Source organism: Paracoccus sp. KR1-242 (genome assembly GCF_049446195.1).
Classification (GTDB): Bacteria; Pseudomonadota; Alphaproteobacteria; order Rhodobacterales; family Rhodobacteraceae; genus Paracoccus; species Paracoccus broussonetiae.
In genome coordinates, this window is record NZ_JBMSED010000009.1 from 114738 (window position 1) to 135988 (window position 21251).

22 protein-coding genes are annotated in these 21251 nt (G+C 63.6%); 11 read left to right on the top strand and 11 right to left on the bottom strand.

Annotated features, from left to right (window positions below; translation table 11 throughout):
* Positions 1–41 precede the first annotated feature (41 nt).
* A complete protein-coding gene (gene ndk, locus ACO2Q4_RS14595; RefSeq protein ID WP_311760808.1) occupies positions 42–464 on the bottom strand; it encodes a nucleoside-diphosphate kinase in 423 nt (140 codons plus the stop codon).
* A gap of 127 nt (positions 465–591) precedes the next feature.
* Between ndk and ACO2Q4_RS14600 the strand changes: the two genes are divergently transcribed.
* The 4 genes from ACO2Q4_RS14600 (at position 592) to ACO2Q4_RS14615 (ending at position 4270) form a co-directional block, all read left to right on the top strand.
* Positions 592–2439: an ABC-F family ATP-binding cassette domain-containing protein gene (locus ACO2Q4_RS14600; protein WP_395135162.1), complete on the top strand. Its 1848-nt coding sequence runs from the start codon at positions 592–594 to the stop codon at positions 2437–2439.
* Between the two features lie 106 nt (positions 2440–2545).
* A complete protein-coding gene (locus tag ACO2Q4_RS14605; RefSeq protein WP_311760806.1) occupies positions 2546–3292 on the top strand; it encodes a MipA/OmpV family protein in 747 nt (248 codons plus the stop codon).
* Positions 3293–3368: 76 nt separating this feature from the next.
* Positions 3369–3728 (top strand): SUF system Fe-S cluster assembly protein, encoded by a 360-nt coding sequence (locus ACO2Q4_RS14610; protein ID WP_311760805.1) that lies wholly within the window; start codon positions 3369–3371, stop codon positions 3726–3728.
* Positions 3725–4270 (top strand): sugar O-acetyltransferase, encoded by a 546-nt coding sequence (locus ACO2Q4_RS14615; RefSeq protein WP_395135161.1) that lies wholly within the window; start codon positions 3725–3727, stop codon positions 4268–4270. The genes ACO2Q4_RS14610 and ACO2Q4_RS14615 overlap by 4 nt, the downstream gene beginning before the upstream one ends.
* Here the strand turns inward: ACO2Q4_RS14615 and ACO2Q4_RS14620 are convergent.
* Positions 4267–4836 carry a histidine phosphatase family protein gene (locus tag ACO2Q4_RS14620; protein WP_423320170.1) on the bottom strand — a complete coding sequence of 190 codons (570 nt, stop codon included), beginning with the start codon at positions 4834–4836 and terminating at the stop codon, positions 4267–4269. The two genes, ACO2Q4_RS14615 and ACO2Q4_RS14620, sit on opposite strands and share 4 nt — an antisense overlap.
* Positions 4827–5687, bottom strand: coding sequence for an oxygen-dependent coproporphyrinogen oxidase (gene hemF, locus ACO2Q4_RS14625; protein ID WP_395135159.1), 861 nt, complete (start codon positions 5685–5687; stop codon positions 4827–4829). The genes ACO2Q4_RS14620 and hemF overlap by 10 nt, the downstream gene beginning before the upstream one ends.
* 80 nt (positions 5688–5767) lie before the next feature.
* Here hemF and ACO2Q4_RS14630 point away from each other — a divergent pair, with 80 nt between their 5' ends.
* A complete protein-coding gene (locus ACO2Q4_RS14630; RefSeq protein WP_311760801.1) occupies positions 5768–6175 on the top strand; it encodes a hypothetical protein in 408 nt (135 codons plus the stop codon).
* 2 nt (positions 6176–6177) lie between these two features.
* On the opposite strand, the gene ACO2Q4_RS14635 is transcribed toward ACO2Q4_RS14630, so the two are convergent.
* From ACO2Q4_RS14635 to clpS, 3 genes are read right to left on the bottom strand one after another with little or no spacing between them, the layout of a single operon-like run.
* Complete coding sequence (locus ACO2Q4_RS14635) at positions 6178–6990, bottom strand: SDR family NAD(P)-dependent oxidoreductase (RefSeq protein ID WP_423320173.1); 813 nt, start codon at positions 6988–6990, stop codon at positions 6178–6180.
* Entirely contained in the window at positions 6987–8006 is a 1020-nt protein-coding gene (locus ACO2Q4_RS14640; RefSeq protein WP_423320175.1) for a methyltransferase, read from the bottom strand. The genes ACO2Q4_RS14635 and ACO2Q4_RS14640 overlap by 4 nt, the downstream gene beginning before the upstream one ends.
* A 3-nt stretch (positions 8007–8009) precedes the next feature.
* Complete coding sequence (gene clpS, locus ACO2Q4_RS14645) at positions 8010–8327, bottom strand: ATP-dependent Clp protease adapter ClpS (RefSeq protein ID WP_311760853.1); 318 nt, start codon at positions 8325–8327, stop codon at positions 8010–8012.
* Between the two features lie 305 nt (positions 8328–8632).
* On the opposite strand from clpS, the gene ACO2Q4_RS14650 reads away from it, so the two are divergent.
* Both ACO2Q4_RS14650 and ACO2Q4_RS14655 read left to right on the top strand, forming a co-directional pair.
* Positions 8633–10252, top strand: a complete 1620-nt coding sequence (locus ACO2Q4_RS14650; protein ID WP_423320177.1) for a serine hydrolase — start codon at positions 8633–8635, stop codon at positions 10250–10252.
* Positions 10253–10562: 310 nt separating this feature from the next.
* Positions 10563–11396: a universal stress protein gene (locus ACO2Q4_RS14655; protein ID WP_311760797.1), complete on the top strand. Its 834-nt coding sequence runs from the start codon at positions 10563–10565 to the stop codon at positions 11394–11396.
* Here ACO2Q4_RS14655 and fnrL read toward each other — a convergent pair.
* Positions 11393–12118, bottom strand: a complete 726-nt coding sequence (gene fnrL / locus ACO2Q4_RS14660; protein ID WP_423320179.1) for a transcriptional regulator FnrL — start codon at positions 12116–12118, stop codon at positions 11393–11395. The two genes, ACO2Q4_RS14655 and fnrL, sit on opposite strands and share 4 nt — an antisense overlap.
* Positions 12119–12167: 49 nt before the next feature.
* On the opposite strand from fnrL, the gene hemN reads away from it, so the two are divergent.
* Positions 12168–13523, top strand: coding sequence for an oxygen-independent coproporphyrinogen III oxidase (hemN, locus tag ACO2Q4_RS14665; protein ID WP_423320181.1), 1356 nt, complete (start codon positions 12168–12170; stop codon positions 13521–13523).
* A gap of 73 nt (positions 13524–13596) precedes the next feature.
* Here the strand turns inward: hemN and polA are convergent, their stop codons facing one another.
* Both polA and ACO2Q4_RS14675 read right to left on the bottom strand, forming a co-directional pair.
* Positions 13597–16398: a DNA polymerase I gene (polA, locus tag ACO2Q4_RS14670; protein WP_423320183.1), complete on the bottom strand. Its 2802-nt coding sequence runs from the start codon at positions 16396–16398 to the stop codon at positions 13597–13599.
* 175 nt (positions 16399–16573) lie between these two features.
* The gene (locus tag ACO2Q4_RS14675; protein ID WP_311760793.1) at positions 16574–16762 is read right to left on the bottom strand and encodes a zinc-finger domain-containing protein; all 189 of its coding nucleotides are present in this window, start codon (positions 16760–16762) and stop codon (positions 16574–16576) included.
* A gap of 68 nt (positions 16763–16830) precedes the next feature.
* On the opposite strand from ACO2Q4_RS14675, the gene ACO2Q4_RS14680 reads away from it, so the two are divergent.
* Positions 16831–17784 (top strand): ABC transporter ATP-binding protein, encoded by a 954-nt coding sequence (locus ACO2Q4_RS14680; RefSeq protein WP_395135151.1) that lies wholly within the window; start codon positions 16831–16833, stop codon positions 17782–17784.
* A 6-nt stretch (positions 17785–17790) separates the two neighbouring features.
* Here the strand turns inward: ACO2Q4_RS14680 and ACO2Q4_RS14685 are convergent, their stop codons facing one another.
* Positions 17791–18165 (bottom strand): histidine triad nucleotide-binding protein, encoded by a 375-nt coding sequence (locus tag ACO2Q4_RS14685; RefSeq protein ID WP_311760791.1) that lies wholly within the window; start codon positions 18163–18165, stop codon positions 17791–17793.
* A gap of 17 nt (positions 18166–18182) precedes the next feature.
* Positions 18183–19760, bottom strand: coding sequence for a DUF5928 domain-containing protein (locus ACO2Q4_RS14690; protein WP_423320186.1), 1578 nt, complete (start codon positions 19758–19760; stop codon positions 18183–18185).
* A gap of 135 nt (positions 19761–19895) precedes the next feature.
* On the opposite strand from ACO2Q4_RS14690, the gene ACO2Q4_RS14695 reads away from it, so the two are divergent.
* Positions 19896–20714 carry a sulfotransferase family protein gene (locus ACO2Q4_RS14695; RefSeq protein ID WP_311760789.1) on the top strand — a complete coding sequence of 273 codons (819 nt, stop codon included), beginning with the start codon at positions 19896–19898 and terminating at the stop codon, positions 20712–20714.
* 323 nt (positions 20715–21037) lie between these two features.
* A complete protein-coding gene (gene rpmF, locus ACO2Q4_RS14700) occupies positions 21038–21244 on the top strand; it encodes a 50S ribosomal protein L32 (protein WP_311760788.1) in 207 nt (68 codons plus the stop codon).
* Positions 21245–21251: the final 7 nt, after the last annotated feature.

Consider the following 21251-nt stretch of genomic DNA (forward strand, 5'->3'; position numbering starts at 1 on the left):
GTATTTGTGAAACGGTGAAAACCGTCAGGCGGGTCGCCTGATCAGCCGACCAGTTCCAGACCCGAGAAGAAGAAGGCGATCTCACGCGCTGCCGCTTCGGGGCTGTCCGAACCGTGGACCGAGTTTTCGCCGACCGACAGGGCGAATTCCTTGCGGATGGTGCCCTCATCGGCATTGGCCGGGTTGGTCGCGCCCATCACTTCGCGGTTCTTCAGGATGGCGCCTTCGCCTTCCAGAACTTGAACGACGACCGGTTCCGAGATCATGAACTCGGTCAGTTCGCCGAAGAAGGGGCGTTCCTTGTGCTCGGCATAGAATTGGCCGGCTTGCGCCAGAGTCAGCTGGATGCGCTTTTGCGCGACGATGCGCAGGCCCGCATCTTCGAACTTCGCGTTGATCTTGCCGGTCAGGTTGCGCTTGGTGGCGTCGGGCTTGATGATCGAAAGGGTGCGTTCGGTCGCCATGTCGGATGTCCTTTTGGTTTTGGGGGCCGATTGGCCCTGAAATCCGCGCCCGGTTATCACGCGCGCCGCGCATTGAAAAGGCGCTGCGGCATTGACGCCCGGCGCGCCTTGCGCCATGCCGGGCGCCATGCTGCGCATCGATGACATATCCTATTCCATTGCCGGTCGGCCGCTGTTCGAGCAGGCCTCGGCAACCATTCCCGGCGGCCACAAGGTCGGCCTTGTCGGCCCGAACGGGGCAGGCAAGACGACGTTGTTCCGCCTGATCCGGGGCGAATTGACGCTGGACGGGGGGACGATCACCCTGCCGCCGCGCGCCCGCATCGGCGGCGTCGCCCAAGAGGCGCCCGGAACCGCGACCAGTGTACTGGACACCGTTCTGGCTGCCGATACCGAACGGGCCGGCCTGCTGGCCGAGGCCGAGCACGCGACCGATCCCACCCGCATCGCCGAGATCCAGACCCGGCTGGCCGATATCGACGCCTGGTCGGCCGAAGCCCGCGCGGCGACGATCCTGCGCGGATTGGGCTTCTCGACCGAGGACCAGGCCAGACCGACCAGCGACTATTCCGGCGGCTGGCGGATGCGCGTTGCGCTGGCCGGGGTTCTGTTCTCGCAACCGGATCTGCTGCTGCTTGACGAACCGACGAACTATCTGGACCTTGAAGGCGCGCTGTGGCTGGAAAGCTATCTCCAGCGCTATCCGCATACCGTCATCGTCATCAGCCACGACCGCGATCTACTGAACCGGGCCGTCGGCCACATCCTGCATGTCGAAGCCCGCAAGCTGACGCTTTACACCGGGGGATATGATACCTTCGCGCGGACCCGTGCCGAGAAACGCGCCCTGCAGGCCGCCGAGGCCAAGAAGCAGGATGCCCGCCGCGCCCATCTGCAAAGCTTTGTCGACCGCTTCCGCGCCAAGGCCAGCAAGGCCGTGCAGGCGCAGGCACGCATCAAGATGCTGGCCAAGATGGAGCCGATCACCGCCCCGGAAGAGGCGAAGTTTCACCGCTTCACCTTCCCCCAGCCGGACCAGCTTTCGCCGCCCATCGTTTCTCTGGACGGGCTGTCCGTTGGTTATGACGGCCGCGCGGTCCTGAAGAAGCTGGATCTGCGCATCGACCAGGACGACCGCATTGCCCTGTTGGGCCGCAATGGCCAGGGCAAATCCACCTTGTCGAAGCTGCTGGCCGGCCGGCTTGAGCCCATGGAAGGCCGCATCGCCCGTTCGGGCAAGCTGCGGATCGGCTATTTCGCACAGCACCAGGTCGACGAACTGGAACTGGACGACACACCGCTGGATCATGTCCGCAGGCTGCGTCCCGATGAAGCACCGCCACGGCTGCGCGCCAGACTGGCCGGGTTCGGGCTGATGGAGGCGCAGGCCCAGACCAAGGTGGGCCAGTTGTCAGGCGGCCAGAAGGCGCGCCTTTCCCTGCTGCTTGCGACGATCGACGCACCGCACCTGCTGATCCTGGACGAACCGACCAACCACCTGGATATCGAAAGCCGCGAGGCGCTGACCGAGGCGCTGAACGACTATACCGGGGCGGTGGTGCTGGTCAGTCACGACATGCACTTGCTGAACTTGGTTGCGGATCGTCTGTGGCTGGTCGACCAGGGCGGCGTGTCTGCTTGGCAGGGCGACCTGGACGATTACCGGCGGATGCTGCTGTCGGGCGACGACAAGGCCGAGATCCGTGCCGAGGGGAAGACGGTGCAGAAGCGCCCCCCGCGCGACCGTATTCTGGAATTGCGGGCCGAGGCACGCAAGGCTGAGGAACGGATCGAGAAGCTGAGCGCGATGCTGGAAAAGCTGGACGCCATCATGGCCGATCCATCGACCTATGACGACGCGCTGAAGGTCGAGCAATTCGGCCGGAAGCATGCCGAGGCGAGTGAGGCGATGCTGCGCGCCGAGAGCTTGTGGATGAAGGCGCTTGAGCGGCTGGAAGAGGCCGAGCGGACCTGAATGCAACACTCGGGAATTATGCGGGCGCTCCGCATGTTCCCGGGTTGAGATTTGGGACAGAATCGTCAATAGCTTGCGACCAACCACCCCTCCCCCGGATGCCCCGATGCGCTGCCTGTTCGCCATTGCCCTTCTGTCGACCTCGGCTTTGGCCATGCCCGCGCACGCGCAGTGGATCAACAACATCAGCGAGGCATCTTTCGACGTCGGCGCCGGTATCAGCTATGGCCCCGGCTATTTCGGTGACGACGACGTCGAGCTGGGCCCTTGGGGCACCATGCGCAACCTGACGCTGGGGACCGAAGACGGTGAGGAAAAGCAGGGCTTCGCGCTGATCCCCTCATTCGGCTATATCGGCGACCGCAAGGCGGACGACCACGAAGAGCTGCGCGGACTGGACGACATCGACTGGACGGGCGAAGTCGGCTTGCGCGTGAACTATGTCGCGGGCGATTCGACCAGCTATGCCGCCGCGCGCGTGGGAATCGGCGGGCATGATGGCCTGGTGGGCGAGATCGGGACGAAATACCGCTTTATCATCAACGACAAGTTGACGCTGTGGACCACGGCGGAACTGCAGCTTGGCGATGACAGCTTCACCGACACCTATTTCGGCGTCACCGAAGATGAATCGGTGGCCAGCGGATTGCGCAGCTATGACCCCTCGGGCGGGATCTATGCGGCCAATGTCGCGCTGGAAGCGCGCTACAGCCTGACGCCCAAGACCTCGATCCTCGGCAAGATCACCTATGGTCGGCTGCTTTACGATGCAGGCGACAGCCCCGTCGTCCAGGACCGCAACCAGCCCGAGATCAACCTGGGCATCGCGCGACGGTTGAACTTCCGCTTCTGATCACGTCCCGCTTGCGCACTGGACCCCGGCGGCCCCGAGTCCTATATACTTCGTAAGCATCGACAGGACGTGCCGCATGACGACCGAAAATCTTAAGGAAGGCGACCCGCTGATCGCCGCTTCCACAACAGAACATCCGCTTTACGACAGCGTGGTCGAGGCCTGCAAGACGGTTTACGACCCGGAAATTCCGGTCAATATCTTTGACCTGGGGCTGATCTATACCATCGACATCAATGCCGAGAACGTGGTCCGCATCATCATGACGCTGACCGCACCGGGCTGCCCCGTCGCGGGCGAGATGCCCGGCTGGGTTGCCGACGCGGTCGAACCGTTGCCGGGGGTCAAGCAGGTCGACGTCGAAATGACGTTTCAACCGCAATGGGGTATGGACATGATGTCCGATGAAGCCCGGCTGGAGCTTGGCTTCATTTGACGGCGCGTGAAGACATGCTGGCCGGCCGTCCCTACGAGCCCGGCGACGGTGAACTGGTCGCCCTGCGCAAGACCGCCCAAGGTTTGATGCGCGACTACAACGCCACGATAGTTGGCGACAAGACCCGCGCCCGGACCTTGACGCAGCTTCTGGGAACCTGGAACGGCACGGTGATCCGCGTCCCCTTTCAGGTCGATTACGGCAGGCACATCCACTTCGGCCCCGATTGCTTCGTCAATTATGGCTGCGTCTTCCTGGATGTGTGCGAGATCCGCATCGGTGCTCGCTGCCAGATCGGGCCGCATGTGAAGTTCCTGACCCCGGATCATCCGCGCGATGCTGCAAGCCGTGCCAAGGGTATCGAATATGGCCGCCCGATCTTGGTCGGCGACGACGTCTGGATCGGCGGTGGGGCAATCATCTTGCCGGGCGTGACCATCGGGGATGGCGCGATCGTCGGGGCAGGCTCCGTCGTGACACGCGATGTCCCGGCTGGGGCGACGGTTGCGGGAAACCCCGCGCGCCAGATTTCGGCCGATTAGCGCAAGACCTGCTCGGCGCCCCCGCGAATGCAGTGAAGGGCGCCCTGCATCACCGGCAGGTCGGCGATCCGCTCCATTGGAATGCCCATCGCTAGTTGCCGGATCATCCGCAGGGTGATCCCGTGGGTCACGATGACGGATGGCCCCGACAGCTCGCTGAGGAAGTCCAGAACCCGCGCCTTCAACGCGGCGAAATCCTCGCCCCCCGGTGATAGGTCGTACCAGGCCAGGGGATGACCGTAAAAGATCGCGGGATGCGCAGCGCGCAGATCAGCTTCGCGTTCGCCGGTAAAATCCCCGACATCAATTTCAAGCAGTCGTTCGTCCTTGCGGAAGTCGCGCCCCGCCAGCGCGATATGGGCCGTCTGCAAGGCGCGTCCGGCCGTGCTGGAAAAGCAGGCGAGGTCATTAGGCAGATCCGCGACCATCTCGGCCTGCCGCCGCGCCTGCGCGATCCCCAATGCAGTCAGGGGCGAATCGAGCCGGCCCTGCAGGCGGCTTTGGACATTCCATTCGGTCTGTCCGTGCCGCAGCAGGTACAGGTCGGGCCAGACGCTCAGGGCCATTTGGCCAACGGTGGCAGGCTCATCAGCACGGCCTCGGGGTCATGGCCGGTCGCAAGGCCGAATTTCGTGCCCCGGTCATAGACGAGATTATATTCTGCATAGAGGCCCCGATGGATAAGCTGCGCGTCCCGCGCCTCGGTGTCCCATGGCTGGGCCATGCGCCGTTCCGCCAGCGGCAGAAATGCGGGAAGGAACGCCTCGCCCACGGCACGGGTAAAGGCGAAATCCGCGGCCCAGTCGCCGCTGTTCAGGTCGTCATAGAAGATGCCGCCGACGCCGCGCGCGCGACCGCGATGCGGAATGAAGAAATACTCGTCCGCCCAAGCCTTGAAACGGGCATAGTAATCGCTGCCGTGCGGCGCGCAGGTCAGACGCAGGGTGTCGTGGAAATGTGCTGTGTCTTCAGCATATTCCAGGCAAGGGTTCAGGTCGGTTCCACCCCCGAACCACCATGCGCCGGGGGTCCAGAACATCCGCGTGTTCATGTGGACCGCAGGTGCATGCGGGTTCTGCATATGCGCGACAAGGCTGATGCCCGAGGCCCAGAAGCGGGGGTCGCGGTCGATCCCCGGCACCCCGCGATCGGCCATGGCAGCCCGCGCCGCAGGGGCAAGGGTGCCGTGAACCGCCGACCAGTTCACGCCGACCTTCTCGAAAACCCGGCCGCCCCGCATCACGGACATCAGCCCACCGCCGCCATCCTCGCCGCGGCGGGTCTCGCGCACGTCAAAGCGCCCCGCGGGCGCGTCGCCGGGGCCCGCATCCTCCAACGTCTCGAAAGCGGCGACGATCCGGTCGCGCAATTCCCTGAACCACGCCGCTGCCTGTTCACGCTCTGCCTGCATTTCCATGCGCCGTTCCCCTGCATTCGTGAATTGCCGGAAATCGCCTCCGGCCATATGCTTGGAATGAACAACTAGAGATACCGCCGATGCCCCGCAATATCGCGCTTGGCCTTTTGCCCGTCCTGATTGTCGCAGCCTGCGGAACCCCGCAGGAACGCTGCATCGGGCGCAATACCGGCGAGTATCGGGCCGTTTCAAGCCTGCTGGCCGAGGTCGAAGGCAACCTGGCCCGCGGCTATGCCTGGGAAGAGCGGCAGACGGTGCGCACCGAATGGGATCAGTGCGCCTATCGCTACGCCGCAGACGGTGCGTGGATGGTCGGGTATCGCCCCTGCCTTCGCGACGTGGTCGATACCGAACGCTATCGGGTGCCGATCGATCCGGCTGCGGAAACGCGCAAGCGGGACAACCTGCAGGCGCGAAAGCAGGCACTGACGCCCTCGGCCCGGCAAGCGGTCGAGGCTTGCAAGGCTGCCTATCCCGAAACCAAGTAGCCCTAGAAGACACCCGGCGCGAAGGGATCACCCAGACTGCGCCCGCCATCGACGCGAATGATCTGCCCGGTGATGAAAGCCGCGCCCTCGCTTGCCAGGAACTGGACGGTGTCGCCCAGCTCGTCCGGTCCGGCGATGCGCCCCAACGGGGTCGCGGCGACAAGCTGGTCGCGCAGGTTCGGATCCTCGCGCAGGTTCATCTGGACATGGTTCGACAGGATCGAGCCGAATGCCACCCCGTTCACCCGGATCCGCTTTGGTGCAAGCGCCATTGCCAGCGAACGCGTGGCCTGGGCCTGCGCCGCGCTGGCGATGGAATAGGCCAGCATCTGCGGCTGCGGACGGTCCGCGGCAAGCGAGGCGATGTTGACGATGGCGCCGTTTTGCAAGGCTTCTTCCTGCCCATCCTCGTCCGCTTGCGTCACCATCCGCTTCGCGACCAGCTGCGACAGCTTCAGCCCCGAGATCATGTTCTCGCGCATCATGTCGCCCAGCAGCTCGTCACTTACCGTCAGGGGATCGCAGGCCTGCACGGCCCGGTGCGCGTTGACCAGAATGTCAATGCGGTCAAAGGCGTCGATCGTGGCCGAAACCAGGTTCGCCAACGTCAGCTTTTGTCCCAGATCACCAGCGAAGGACCGGATCGGACCGTCGCCTTGCGCGCTGTCGCCCAGTTCGGCATCCAGCGCGGATTCGTCGCTGTCGGCGAACATGACCCTGGCGCCCGCCTTTTCGAAATGGCGCGCGATCGCAAGCCCGATGCCGCGCCCGGCCCCGGTAACGATGGCCGTCTTGCCCTGAATGGACAGGCTCATCTTCTGCGTCCTTTCGGAATGGATCCCCGCGCGCCCCCGCGCTTCGCACCGGTCGCGGTCAGGATCTTGAAGCGACTGTCACCGCCCAGTTCTGCCACGTCGCCAAAGACTTCGCGCAAGGTCTGCTCATAGGGAAGATGGCGGTTCGCCACCATCCACAGCCGCCCGGCACCTGTCAGCAGAGAAGCTGCCGCCCGGATGAAACCGGCGCCCAGCTTGGGGTCGGCCGCCCGACCTTCGTGGAAGGGCGGGTTCATGACCACGCCGTTCACCGGCTCGGACAGGCGGAAGTCCAGCGCGTTCGCCCAGTGGAAATGCGCGCGGGGATCGGTGACATTGCGGCGCGCGCAGTCCAGCGCGACGGCATCGGCTTCGACCAGATGCAGGACCTCGACCCCCGGCCGGGTCAGCACCTGGGCTGAAAGCCAGCCCCAACCCGCGCCCAGATCAACCATCCGGGTCGGCAGTTTATCCGGCAGATGGGCGGCCAGCGCCTGCGAAGCCGGGTCCGGCCCATCGGCAGAAAAGACGCCCGGCCGGGTAACAAAGCCCGGAGCGGCCTCGTGGTCCCGAGCGGCCCAGTCCTTGGGCAACCAGCCGGGTGCGGGCAGTTCCATCCGGAAGATCTTGCCATGCGCGCGCGACTGGACCTCGTCCACCGGCGCAAGGCCGCGCAATTCCTTCAGCACAGAATCGATCCCGTCGGTCTTTTGGCCGTCGATCCACAGCGAAGCTCCGGGCGGCAGATGCTCTGCGGCCGTCGCGATCCGGGCCCGCGCCTCGGCGCGCGCGCGGGGCAGAAAGACGATACCGGCGTCGAAATCGCCCTCGGCCTCGGTCACGGACTGAAAGCCCTGACCCTTCAGCGCGGCCACGTCGGGGAACATGCGCTGAACGATCTGCGTGCGCGCGGGATCAAAATGGACCAGGTCGCTGTCCGCGCCTGCTCCGATCAACAAAATGCGGCCTTCGGGCGGTGTCCCGCCGAAAACCAGCTCCAATCGGGAACTAGCCACTTGCTACTCTTTTTCCATGGTGCATTGCAGCGGATGCTGCTGGCGACGCGCAAGTTCCATCACTTGCGCGACCTTCGTTTCCGCAATCTCGTGCGAGAACACGCCAACGACCGCGATGCCCTTGCGGTGCACGGTCAGCATGATCTCGATGGATTGCGCGCGGGTCATGTTGAACAGGCGCTCCAGCACGTGAACGACGAACTCCATCGGCGTGAAGTCGTCGTTGAGCAGCAGCACCTTGTACATGGGCGGCCGCTTGGTGCGCGGCTTTGTCTTGACCGCGAGATCGACATCCTCGCGGTCATCTGGCCGGTTGGTCATGAGCGGATCTGTCACGTCCTGCAATGGGATGGGTTGATGTCAGGCATCGAATATAGGATTTTTCGCGCCCGATGTAAGCCCCGCATCGCGACGCTCGCGCGGGGCGTGGCAAAGCCCCGCCTTTGCTCGCCGAATGGAAGAAAACTTACGGTTTTCGAAACCGGCTTTGCGTGATATTGTCCAATTATTAATGAAGGGTCCGCACCTTGAACGGACCCTCAGTGGCAGAAGAGACCGGGACAGTGAGCAGAATCACCCAAAACGTCCGCCTCGGACTAATGATCCTATTTGCGTGGGCGCTGCCGATGGCTGTCGCCGCGGCGCCTTTTGCCGCTTTCGTCATGGATGCGCGAACGGGCAAGGAAATCTATTCCCAGAACGCCGACACCAGGCTTCACCCCGCATCGCTGACGAAGATGATGACGCTTTACCTGGCGTTCAACGCCATCGAGCGTGGTCAGGTGCGGCTGGACAGCAAGTTCTTGGTATCAAGCCACGCGGCCTCGCAGCCGCCGTCGCGCCTGGGGCTGAAAGCAGGTCAAAGGATCGAGCTGCGCTATCTGATCCGCGCCGCGGCGGTGAAATCGGCGAACGACGCCGCCACCACCATCGGCGAGGGGCTGGGCGGTTCGGAACAGCAATTCGCGGCCCAGATGAACGCCATGGCAAAGGCGCTGGGAATGCGGAACACGCATTTCGTGAACGCGAACGGGCTGACCACCGAAGGGCACTATTCCACCGCCCGCGACCTGTCCACGCTGGGCCGCCGCCTGTTCTATGATTTCCCGCAATATTACTCGATCTTCTCGCGCCGCTCGGCGGATGCGGGGATTGCGAAAGTATCCAGCACCAACAAGCGGTTCCTGGACAGCTATGAGGGCGCGGACGGGATCAAGACCGGCTACACCCGGGCCGCAGGCTTCAACCTGACGGCTTCGGCCAAGCGGGGCTCCAAGCGTATCATTGCGACCGTGATGGGCGGCAACTCGACCGCGCATCGCAACCAGGTCATGGCGCAGCTTCTGGATGCGGGCTTCGGCAGCGCGTCAAGCACGGCGCGCGAGGCACGCCCCGCACCGCCCGAGATGCTGATGGTCAAGAAAGAGGTAACACGGCGCGTTCAGGTCGCGCGTGTCGAGCCGGCCGCGCCAGTTCCTGCGGCTGCCAATTCGGCCGCCGTCCCGCAACTCTCTTCGTCTGACAGGCCAGCGGCGCGCGCTTCGACAGCGGGAATCGTGACCCCGGCGGCAATTGCGGCGGCGGTGTCCCGCGCCCGCGAAGCCTCGGCCTCGGACGGGTCACGGCCACATCGCAAGCCGGGTGCGCCGGTCGCCACGGCCTCGACCAAGGGTGATCAGGACATGGTCGCCACGTCGCCGCGCCCCAGCAGCCGCCCCGAAGGGGATGCGCCCACCGACGCCGCCCTGCCCGCGCAAAGACCGGTTCCGGCGCCACGCCGCGACGAAAGAGCCGGCCTGGATGCACCCAAGGCCGCTTCGCTTTTCGTCCTGAGCGCGGTTGCCCCTGCGGCCGTGACCGAAGACGACGCGGCGGACGTGGCCGCCCCGACGATGGCGCTGACCGCCTCTGCCGCCCCTGCCCCGCGGGGCGACGCAATCATCCTTGCCTCGCTGGATCCCGTTGACACCACGGATGACGAACCCGCACAGGTCATCAGCCGCGATACATCTGGCAAGGGCTTTGGCGTGACGCTTGGGCTTTTCCGCTCGCAAGCTGAGGCGCAACAGTTGCTGGTGCGTGCCGCCTTGCAGGAGAGCCATGCCCTGGGCAACGCGTCCAGCGAAGTCACGACCACCAAGCGCGGATATGAGGCGAACTTCGTCGGCATGTCGCGCGACATGGCCGAACTGGCCTGCGGTCGGCTGATGGCTCGCCAGCAAAGCTGCAACGTCATCCCGCGCTGAGGTTTCGGAAATTTCAGGATTGGGCCGCCGGTGATCCGCGCGGCCCTTTTTCATGCCTGCACGCTGCTCTGGTCTGCCCGGTCTTGCGCCATCTGTTGCAACCCAGCCCGGCCCTTTCGCGTTGATGAAACGGATGCATGGGTCGGAACGACAAGGCGATTTATAGAAGCGGGCCGAAGAGTTACACTTTGACATGCATCAATCCGGGCCAAGGCCCGGCCCGCTAAGATCGGATCGGGGGTGGCCCATCCAGACCGGGCGAACCACCTCTGCCACAGGCAACCGCGGATCGCGGCGAAAGGAGAGGTTCATGGCATATAAATCCATCCTGACCGTGCTGACCGATGAACGGCAGCACAAGCAACTCGAATCGGCCATCGCCATGACCAGACGCGAGGAGGGGCATCTGGATGTCTTCTGTCTTGGCGTCGACCACACCCAAAGCGGGTATTACTATGCCGGGGCCTCAGCCTATGTCTTCCAGGAATCGATCGACAAGGCCATCGCCGCCGCGGGCGAGCTTGAGGACAAGATCCGCGATCGCCTGAAGGCCGAGGATATTCGCTGGGGTGTGGAATCCGCGGTGGCCCAGATCGGTGGATTGTCGACATTGGTCGGGATGCGCGCGCGCTATGCCGACCTGGTGGTGCTGAGCCGTCCCTATTGCGAGGGCGCGACCCAGGACGCCGAGGCGATCACCGAAGCTGCGCTGTTCGAAGGCTCGGCCCCTGTCCTGATCGTGCCCGAAACACTGACCGAGCCCTTCGGCAAGAAAGTCCTGATCGCCTGGAACCAGTCAAGCGAAGCGCTGGTGGCGGTCCGTCGCGCCCTGCCGCTGCTGCAAGCCGCGGAATCGGTCGAGATCACGGTGGTCGATCCTTCTCCGCACGGGCCCGAGCGGTCCGAACCGGGCGCAGCCCTTTGCAAGATGCTGACCCGCCACGGGGTCAAGGCCGAAATCGCGGTCCTCGCCCGAACATTGCCATTGGTCAGCGAGATCCTCAGCCGCCGCGCGACCGAGATCGGGGCTGATATGGTCGTTATGGGCGCCTATGGGCATTCGCGCTTCCGCCAGGCGATTCTGGGCGGCGCGACCCGCAGCATGCTGGAAAAGGCCAAGGTGCCGGTGCTGATGGCGCGCTAGGCCGCCGCACTTTCCGCGACGAGCGCGGCAAAGGACGGGACGGTCACGCGCCGTTTCCCGTCCAGCACGATCACCTTGTCGGCCTTCAGCGCAGCCAGTTGTCGGCTGACGGTTTCCAAGGTCAGGCCCAAATGATCGGCGATCGCCTCCCGGGTCATGGGCAATTCGATCGCGATGCGATCCGTGGGAGTCTGACCGATCATCGCCGATTCGCGCCGGGCCAACAGCACCAGAAGCGAGGCGATCCTTTCACGCGCGGATTTGCGCCCCAGAAGCAGCATCCAGTCCCGCGCCACGTCCAATTCGTCCAGCGTCATCTCCAACAGGCGGTTGGCAAGGGCAGGCATCTTGGTCAGAAGCTGTTCGAACTGCGCACGGCGGAAACAACACAATGTCATGTCCGTCGCGGCAACAACCGTATAGGGGGCAATCGCCCGGCCGGGCCGCCCCAGGAAGTCGCCCGTCAGCAGCAATCCGACCATCTGGCGGCGGCCATCCTCAAGCTCGCGGCCAAGTTCTGCGACGCCCGAAACGACCGAGGCGACGAAATCCATTTCCTCTCCAGCCCAGACAACCACCTGCCCGGCAGTAAAACTGCGCCGGAACTTCAGGCCTTCCAGCACGACAAGTTGGTCAGGCGGGGATCCCGCGCAAACCGCGTGCGGGCGAATGGGACAGATATCGCAGGCTTGCTGCGAATGGGGCGCTACGTTCAGGGCCATTTTTGATCTGGATCAAGGAAATTGGGGAAGTCCCCTGCAAGATAGGAAGATGGAACAGCAATCGCAACTCGAACGCATGGGACTCTTTGACGCGCGGGTCCCGCGCTACACGAGCTATCCGACCGCCGTGCAATTCTCGCCCAAGGTGGACGAGTCGCGTTATCGCGAGTGGCTGGCCGAAATTCCCGAAGGCGCGTCCATCTCGCTTTACCTGCATGTCCCGTTTTGCCGCAGGCTGTGCTGGTTCTGCGCCTGCCGGACGCAGGGCACCCAGTCCGAGGATCCTGTGCGTGCCTATGCCGAGGATCTGCTGGCAGAACTGGCGCTGCTGCGCGATGCCCTGCCCCGCGGGATCCGCCTTTCCCGGCTGCATTGGGGGGGCGGAACCCCGACGCTGATGCCGGCCGATACCATGCGCCGCGTCGCGGATGCGGTCCTGACCGCATTTCCGCTGGATCAGGGCGCCGAATTTTCGGTCGAGATCGATCCGAACGAGATAGACGAATCGCGAATGCAGGCCTTGGCGCAGGCCGGACTGACCCGCGCCTCGATCGGGGTGCAGGACTTCGACCCGCAGATCCAGAAGGTCATCGGCCGCGATCAAAGCTTTGCGGTCACGCGTCGCGCCATCGACATGATCCGCGCCACCGGCATCGACAGCGTCAATGCCGATATCCTGTTCGGACTGCCGCATCAGGACCAGACCCGGATCGCGAACACGGTGCACCGGCTGCTGGAGCTTTCCCCCGACCGGATCGCGCTTTACGGCTATGCCCATGTGCCGTGGATGGCCAAGCGTCAGGTGATGATCCCGACCGAATCCCTGCCCGACCCGCACGAACGCCTGCACCTGTTCGAGGTCGCGCGCGAGATCCTGCTGTCGCAGGGCTATGACGAAATAGGTATCGACCATTTTGCCCGACCCGGCGACGGGCTTGCCCGCGCGCAGCGCGCGGGGCACCTTCGGCGGAACTTCCAAGGCTATACGGATGACGGGGGCGAAATCCTGATCGGTATGGGTGCCTCGGCAATCTCGCGCCTGCCCCAAGGTTATGCGCAAAACGCGCCCGCGACCCCGACTTATGTTTCGGCAATCCGCGACGGTCGTTTTTCGATCTCACGCGGTCACAAATTTTCGGCCGAGGACAAGTGGCGCGCCCGGATGATCGAGGCGCTGATGTGCGACTTCGCCATTTCGTCCGAAGAATTCGCGACCGGCCACGGCCTTGGACCCGGGACGCTGGCCGCGCTGTTCGGCGAAGTCTCACACCGCTTCGGCGACCTTGTCAGCACGGATGAAGACGGCTTGCGCATTCTTCCAGAAGGACGCCCCCTGACCCGCATGGTCGCACAGATGTTCGATGCCTATGCCATGTCACCCGCAGGGCATTCCACCGCGATCTGACCCTTGCCGGAGCCCGCTTAGGCACCGTCGCTTATGCGCGGGCCCCGCCTTCGGCAGGGTGCCCGCCCGCATTTCAGTGGGCCTCGGCCCAGTTCGCGCCCTGTCCGGCATCCACCACCAGTGGCACGTCCAGCCGGATGGCAGGCTCGGCCGCCGATTCCATGACCTGCCGCGCGGCGTCGATCAGGGCATTGACCGCAGTTTCCTCGACCTCGAAGACCAGTTCGTCATGAACCTGCAGCAGCATCTTTGCGGGCAGGTCGCGAATGGCCTCTGGCATCCGGATCATGGCGCGGCGGATGATGTCGGCCGCAGCGCCCTGAATCGGCGCGTTGATCGCAGCGCGGCGCGCGCCTCCGGCGGCGGGGCCGTTCTGGTTGATGCCCGGCGTGTTGATGCGCCGCCCGAACAGGGTGCGGACATAGCCGTCCTGCTTCGCCTCGGCCACGGTGCGGTCCATATAGGCCCGGATTTCGGGGAAACGCTCGAAATAGGTGTCGATGAAGCTTTGCGCCTCGGCCCGGGGAATGCGCAGGTTGCGTGCCAAACCGAAGCCCGAAATGCCATAGATCACGCCAAAGTTGATGGCCTTTGCGCGGCGGCGGATCATCGGGTCCATGCCTTCGACCGCGACGCCGAACATCTGGCTGGCGGTCATGGCGTGAATGTCGATCCCGTCGTGGAACGCCTGCTTCAGCGCGGGAATGCTGGCCACATGGGCAAGGATGCGCAGTTCGATCTGGCTGTAGTCGAGGCTGACGATCCGCATTCCCGGCCCCGCGACAAAGGCTTCGCGGATGCGCCGACCTTCATCCGTGCGGACGGGGATATTCTGAAGGTTCGGATCGGTCGATGCAAGACGCCCGGTCTGTGCCCCCGCGATAGAATACGAGGTGTGGACGCGCCCGGTGTCCGGGTTCACATGCAGCGGCAGGGCGTCCGTATAGGTCGATTTCAGCTTCGAGATCGCGCGCCAGTCCAGCACCCGCGCGGGCAGGTCATTGCCCTCGGCCGCAAGATCCTCAAGGACCTCCGCGCTGGTCGAATAGGCACCTGTCTTGCCTTGCTTACCCCCGGCAAGGCCCATGCGGTCAAACAGGATTTCGCCCAGTTGCTTCGGGCTTCCGATGTTGAAGCGCCCGCCGGCCAGGCCGTGAATTTCGTCCTCAAGCTGGGCCATCTTCTGCGCAAAGGCGGCGGACATGCGCCGAAGGTGGTCGGCGTCGATGCGGATACCGGTGGTCTCCATACCGGCCAGCACGCCGACCATTGGCCGTTCGAGCAGTTCGTAGGCGGTCGCAACCTTGCTGCGCGACAGTTCAGGGCGCAGGCGATGCCACAACCGCCAGGTCACCTCGGCATCCTCGGCGGCATATTGACTGGCCTTGTCGACCGGCACCTGCGCGAAGCCGATCTGCGACTTGCCGCTGCCGATCAGGTCTTTGATGGGAATGCATTTATGGCCCAGGTAACGCTCGGCCAGTTCATCCATGCCGTGGTTGTGGGTTCCGGCGTTCAGCGCATAGGACATCAGCATGGTGTCGTCGATCGGCGCCATGTGAACACCCTGCCGGGCCAGGATCTTGTAGTCGTACTTGATGTTCTGGCCGATCTTCAGGACGGCGTCGTCCTCCAGCACGGGCTTCAGCAAAGCCAACGCGCGTTCGAGCGGCATCTGTCCCTCGGCCAGAACCGGGCCGCCGAACAGGTCGCCCGCCATGCCTTCGCTGACATGCGCCAGCGGGATATAGGCTGCACGGCCCGGACCAGTGGAAAGCGAAATCCCGACGAGGTCGGCGCGCATCTCGTCAAGCCCGGTGGTTTCCGTGTCGATGGCGAGCACGCCCTTTTCGGCGATCTCGGCCACCCAGGCGCTCAAAGCCGCTTCGTCCCGGATGGTTTCATAGCGGCTGCGGTCGATGGGTGGCAGTTCCGCCACCGCAGCGGCAAGGACCGGCTGGTCCGATACCACCGGCGCCTCAGCCCCGAAGCGCTCGGCCACGCGGGTGGTCAAGGTCCGGAACTCCATCCGGGTCAGGAATTCCAGCAACGCATCGGGATCGGGGGCGCGCATCGTCAGGCTGTCCAGCCCGAAATCCAGATCCATCCGGCAATCAAGTTCGACCAACCGCTTCGAAATGCGGATCAGATCGGCATTGTCGATCAGGGTCTGGCGGCGCTTGGGTTGCTTGATTTCCCCCGCACGCGCCAAAAGCGTCTCAAGATCACCAAACTCCTCGATCAGTTGGGCGGCGGTCTTGATCCCGATCCCCGGAGCGCCCGGCACGTTATCGACGGAATCCCCGGCCAGGGCCTGAACATCGATCACCCGATCCGGCGCGACGCCGAACTTCTCGCGGACCTCGTCGGGCCCGATCGGCTTGTTCTTGATCGGGTCCATCATCTCGACCCCGTTGCCGACAAGCTGCATCAGATCCTTGTCCGAGCTGATGATCGTCACCCGCCCGCCAGCATCGCGCGCCTGACAGGCCAGCGAAGCCATGATGTCATCAGCCTCGAATCCCTCGGTCTCGATGCAGGCGATATTGAAGGCGCGCGTCGCCTCTCGGGTCAGGGGGAACTGCGGGCGCAGGTCCTGGGGCGGCTCGGGCCGGTTGGCCTTGTAGAGCGGATAGATCTCGTTGCGGAAGGTTTTCGAGGAATGGTCGAACACCACCGCGACATGGGTCGGCTCATTGGGGCCCGAGCCGTCCTGGATGTATTTCCAGAGCATGTTGCAAAAGCCCGCCACCGCGCCGATGGGCAGCCCGTCGGAACGGCGGGTCAGCGGCGGCAGGGCATGATAGGCCCGGAAGATAAAGGCGGACCCATCGATCAGGTGCAGATGGTGGCCCTTGCCGAAAGTCTCAGTCATCTATGCCCCCGTCATGCATCAATCTGTGCCTTCTTCTGCCACGAAGGCGGGCGGGGGCCAAGACCATGCGCCCCATAGAAGCACGCAGGCAGCAGCGCACAATGAGAACAGGGCCGAAGCCCTTACAGGAACTTCGGCCTTTCTATCGAAACCGGTGCCGGAATTCGCGCGCGCTTCAGTGGTCGTCGTGCGCGTGGTCGCGGTCGACCACGAAGCGCTTGTCGCAATATCCGCATTCGACCCAGCCGAGATCCTGCGGAATGGCCAGCCAGACCCGCGGATGCCCCAGCCCGCGCGCTTCATCACCATCGCAGGCCACCTTCCAAGCGGTGACGGTCTGGATTTCGGGGGCCGGAACAGTCATGGCGTTTCCTTGAGCTCTGACGACAAACGGGGTTAAACCGCTCGCATCATAAAGATGGGAATGATGCGATGCCAGCCCCCCAAGACCGCATTGACGCCGCGAATGCAATCGAAATCAGAGGTCTGACCAAGACCTACGCGGCCTCGGGCGGCGCCGCGCCCAAGCAGGCGCTGAAGGGGTTGGACCTTTCCATTCCTGCTGGCTCGATCTTCGGGCTGCTGGGTCCGAACGGGGCGGGCAAGTCCACCACGATCAACATCCTGGCCGGGCTGGTCCGCAAGACCGCGGGCAAGGTATCGATCTGGGGCTTTGATCAGGACGTGAACCCGCGCCAGTCGCGCGCGGCGATCGGCGTCATGCCGCAGGAACTGAACATCGACCCTTTCCTTAGCCCGCGCGCCAGCCTTGAGGTTCAGGCCGGACTTTACGGGGTGCCCAAGCGCGAGCGCTGGACGGATGATCTGCTGGAGCTGGTCGGGCTGACCGAGCAGGCGGAAAGCTACTCCCGCCACCTTTCTGGCGGCATGAAGCGTCGGCTGCTGCTGGCCAAGGCACTGGTCCACCGCCCCCAGATCCTGGTCCTGGACGAGCCGACGGCGGGCGTCGACATCCAGCTGCGCGAAATGCTGTGGCGCAATGTCCGCCGCCTAAACGAACAAGGGATGACCATCATCCTGACGACCCATTACCTGGAGGAAGCCGAGGAGATGTGCGACCGCATCGCCATCATCGACCGCGGCGAATTGATCCTGTGCGACGATACCAGCGCGATTCTGGGAAGGGCGGATTCGAAGACGCTGGTGATCGACACGGGCGACGCCCGCGCCCTGCCCCAATTGCCCGAAGGCGTGCGGGCCGAGCGGCGGGCGGATGGACGGCTTGCACTCAGCTATGCGCCGTCGCGATTGCCCGCCGATGCGATGATCGATGCCCTGCGCGCAGCGGGAATGCCGATCCGGGATGTCACGGTCGAGACCCCGGATCTTGAGGATGCCTTCGTCAGGCTGACCTCGCGCCCCTAGGCCAGATCAGTCGGGCTGGATCATCCGGCCGATATTGCGGCCGCCCAGGATGTGCAGGTGGAAATGCGGCACCTCTTGCACGCCATGCGCGCCGGCATTGGTGATCGCCCGGAACCCCTGCCCGCTGTCCAGATCGACCCCCAGTTCGCGGGTCAGTCGCGCGACGGCGCGGTTGAAATCCAGAATCTCGGCGTCCGAGGCATTGGCAGCGAAATCGTCGTAGCTGACATAAGCGCCCTTAGGGATCACTAGAACATGCACCGGGGCCTGCGGGCGAATGTCGCGGAAGGCAAGCGTGTGCTCGGTTTCCAGAACAGTCTGGTTCGGGATCTCGCCGCGCAGGATACGGGCGAAGATGTTTGATTCGTCATAGGTCGGCATGCGGTCCCTCTGCCTTGTCAGTCGCTGAACAGATAGTTGGTCTTGGCCAGTCGTTCGGCCGTATCGGGCAGCACGTCAAGGAAGCGCGAGATCTGAACCGCGTTTTCTTCGTCGCTGCGCCAGGGCGCGATCGAATAGAAGCCGCTCAACGCAAGATCGCGAAGGCGCTCGGTCTCGTGCTCCAGATCCGCGCGGACGGTGGGCAGCAGCCGGTCGATGACGTCCGATGGGGTCCCCGAACCCGCCAGCCCCACCCGGTCGATATGACCGCGGACATAGGTGTCGTCGAATTCGGAATCGATCAGCAGCACGCGGGTATCCGCCTTGTCGTTCATCAGGTCCTGAATCAGGTGCATGGCCGAAGGGTCAAGGCAGATGACAAGACTGTTAGATTCGAACTGCTCGAAAAGCAGGCGCAGCAGGGCGCGCCGGTGCCGCTCGCGCTTGGCGATCGTCGTTTCGACCCCCCCCAGGTCCGGCAGATTCGCCTTGGTTTCGTTGAACAGATAGTCGACGGCCGGAATCTCGGTCACGTCCCGGATTGCATCGGTCAGGCGCTTGGCGACATGCCATTTCTTCGAAACGACCAGCCGCAGCGAGTTTTCGCGGCCAAGGCTGCCCTCGGTCTCCCAGAAGCGCGGGGCGAAGCGCCTGCCTATGCGCCCACGACCGGTCAGAAACTTGAAAAGCCCCGTTGCCTCGTTCGAGATCGGGAAATGCACCCCGGTGGCCGCCCAAAGAGCGCCCAACCGTTCCCGCAGGCGCAGCGCCTCGGGACTGATCTTGCGGGCGAACAGATAGTTCTGACCCATCAGCAGATCGTAATGGTCGTTGTAGAAGGTGACCGGCATCCCATAATCCGTGAAGACCAGATAGGTCAGCGTCCTCGTCCGGATCTCCTTGCGGGGGACGACATGGGGCACGATGGTCTGGAAGAAGGTCTCGTCCGGGATCCAGGTCGTGGAAAAGAACCGCATCACATCGGGGCGGCTGTCACAAAACTCCAACACACGCTCGACAGATTGGCGGCGCAGACACCACCATTGCGATCCGATCATGACCTGAATATCGGCAGGAATGGGTCGGGTCAGCTTGAAGCGCTTCTGCATTTCATAGCTGGAATAAAAGCGTTTTGGCTGTGTGCGTTCGTTGAACCAGTGGCGATAGATCAGCCGCTCTTCGCGCATTCCCGTCTTGATCCAGTTCGATTTGAAGAAATCGAAGGACTCGATGTAGTCGCAATCTTCGGCATCAAGGAAGGCATGGGCATATTCCGCCGACTTGATCGGCATACAATCGCCGGACAGCATGTAGAAATGCGTTGCCAGCGGAAATGTGCCGACCGCCGCCCTGACCGCGTCCACGGTCGCAGCCACAAGCGACCACTCCCCCCAACCGCATTTGCGCCTGCGCCCTGTAAAAACAACACCTGGATTATCCGCAAGGGCGGTGCGGATCTGGTCGAAATCCCGCTGGCTTGCCCGTGCGTCGAAGTGAATTGCCACATAGTCCCCAGAGGCCGTCAGACGCTTGGCCTGAGCAATAATTCCCTTGGGATCCTTGTGGCAGAGCAGAATGAAGGCAATCCGCGCCATTTATGTGACCAATCCATTCATCTGGGTCGAACGGTTCCACACCCGGTTGAATCTCGTCCGGTGATTTGCTTTCTGTGTCTAGCGATTTTGGCAAGGTCGGCAACCCGACCGCAGCCTCGAATAAGGAATGTGTGAATGGGCTTCCCCGGAACCTGGATGACGGAAAGCGAAAGCATGGTCTATCGCGTCGTCCCGAAATGCGCCTGCTCGTCTATCGGTCAGATCATGTTTTATTCGGATCATGGCCGCTACTTCGACGGTGATATCCATGATTCTACAAGCGGCCTTCACAAGTGGAACCAGGAAGGCAGCCAGAAGCCGATCGAGGACAGCGTCAAGGCGCACAAGTCGATGACCTTCACCTGCGTTAGAAACCCCTATGCCCGTGTTCTGTCGTCGTTTTTCGACAAGATCGCGGGGATCCAGCGCAACGGCAAGCGCTATCGCGGGAATCTGGTGCCGCAGTTGATGCAGCGCTATGGCATCGATGTCGGCACCCCCGAGAACAACTTCGATTTCGACCAGATCGCAAGTTTCCGCCGCTTTTTGCTGTTCGCGCGGGACACCATCCGCTGGCGCCGCCCGATGGAGCCGGACATCCACTGGTCATCCATGTCGGGTCACATCGCGACCTTCATCGTGAACGGTGGCCGCTATGACCAGATCTTCTTTACCGAGAAGTTCAACGACGGCATGCAGAAGGTGCTGGACGCGGCCCCGACCAAGGTGCCGCTGGACCTGGCCGACGTGCCGAAGTTCAACGAATCCGAGGGCCACGGCCCCAAGCGCGCCCACAAGGTCAGCGAGTATTTCGACGACCTGTCCCGGCACCTTGTGTGGGAGGTCTACAAGAAGGACTTCCAGCTGTTCAGATACGATTTCGACAATCCGGACAACAAGCTGCCGAAGGGCGAAGTCGATATCGACGAAGTCCACGCCAAGCTGGGCCGCTAAGCCCGCTGGACCGCGCCGCCCCCCATTACGGGCGGTCGCGGTGTCCATTGCCCCGGCCAAGGTGCAACCGCATTCGGTCGGGCGATGGACTTGCCGCAGGGGCAATCCGGTTTATCCAAGATTTCCCTTGCGAAACGCGCGAACTTCGCTATTTTCGCGCGTTCATCCGACCGGCGGGGGATATCCCGGACCGTGGCCCCCGTGCGCGAGATCTCGTTTCGAGCCTTGCGGCTGACGCGTCATTGTCCTATGCCCCGCCCAGACCCGATATTAGAATCCGGGGTTGTCCTGTGACCGCCCCCCGAACCACTTGAGGTTGAGACATGGCCGTCCCTCAGAACCGAGTTACCCGCTCCCGCCGCAACATGCGTCGTTCGCATGACGCGCTGGTCGCAGGAAACCCGAACGAATGCACCAACTGCGGCGAACTGAAGCGTCCGCATCACGTCTGCCCGTCCTGCGGTCACTATGACAACCGCGAAGTCGTGGCCCAGGCCAACGAAGTCGATCTGGACGACGACGCGGCCTAAGCGGACC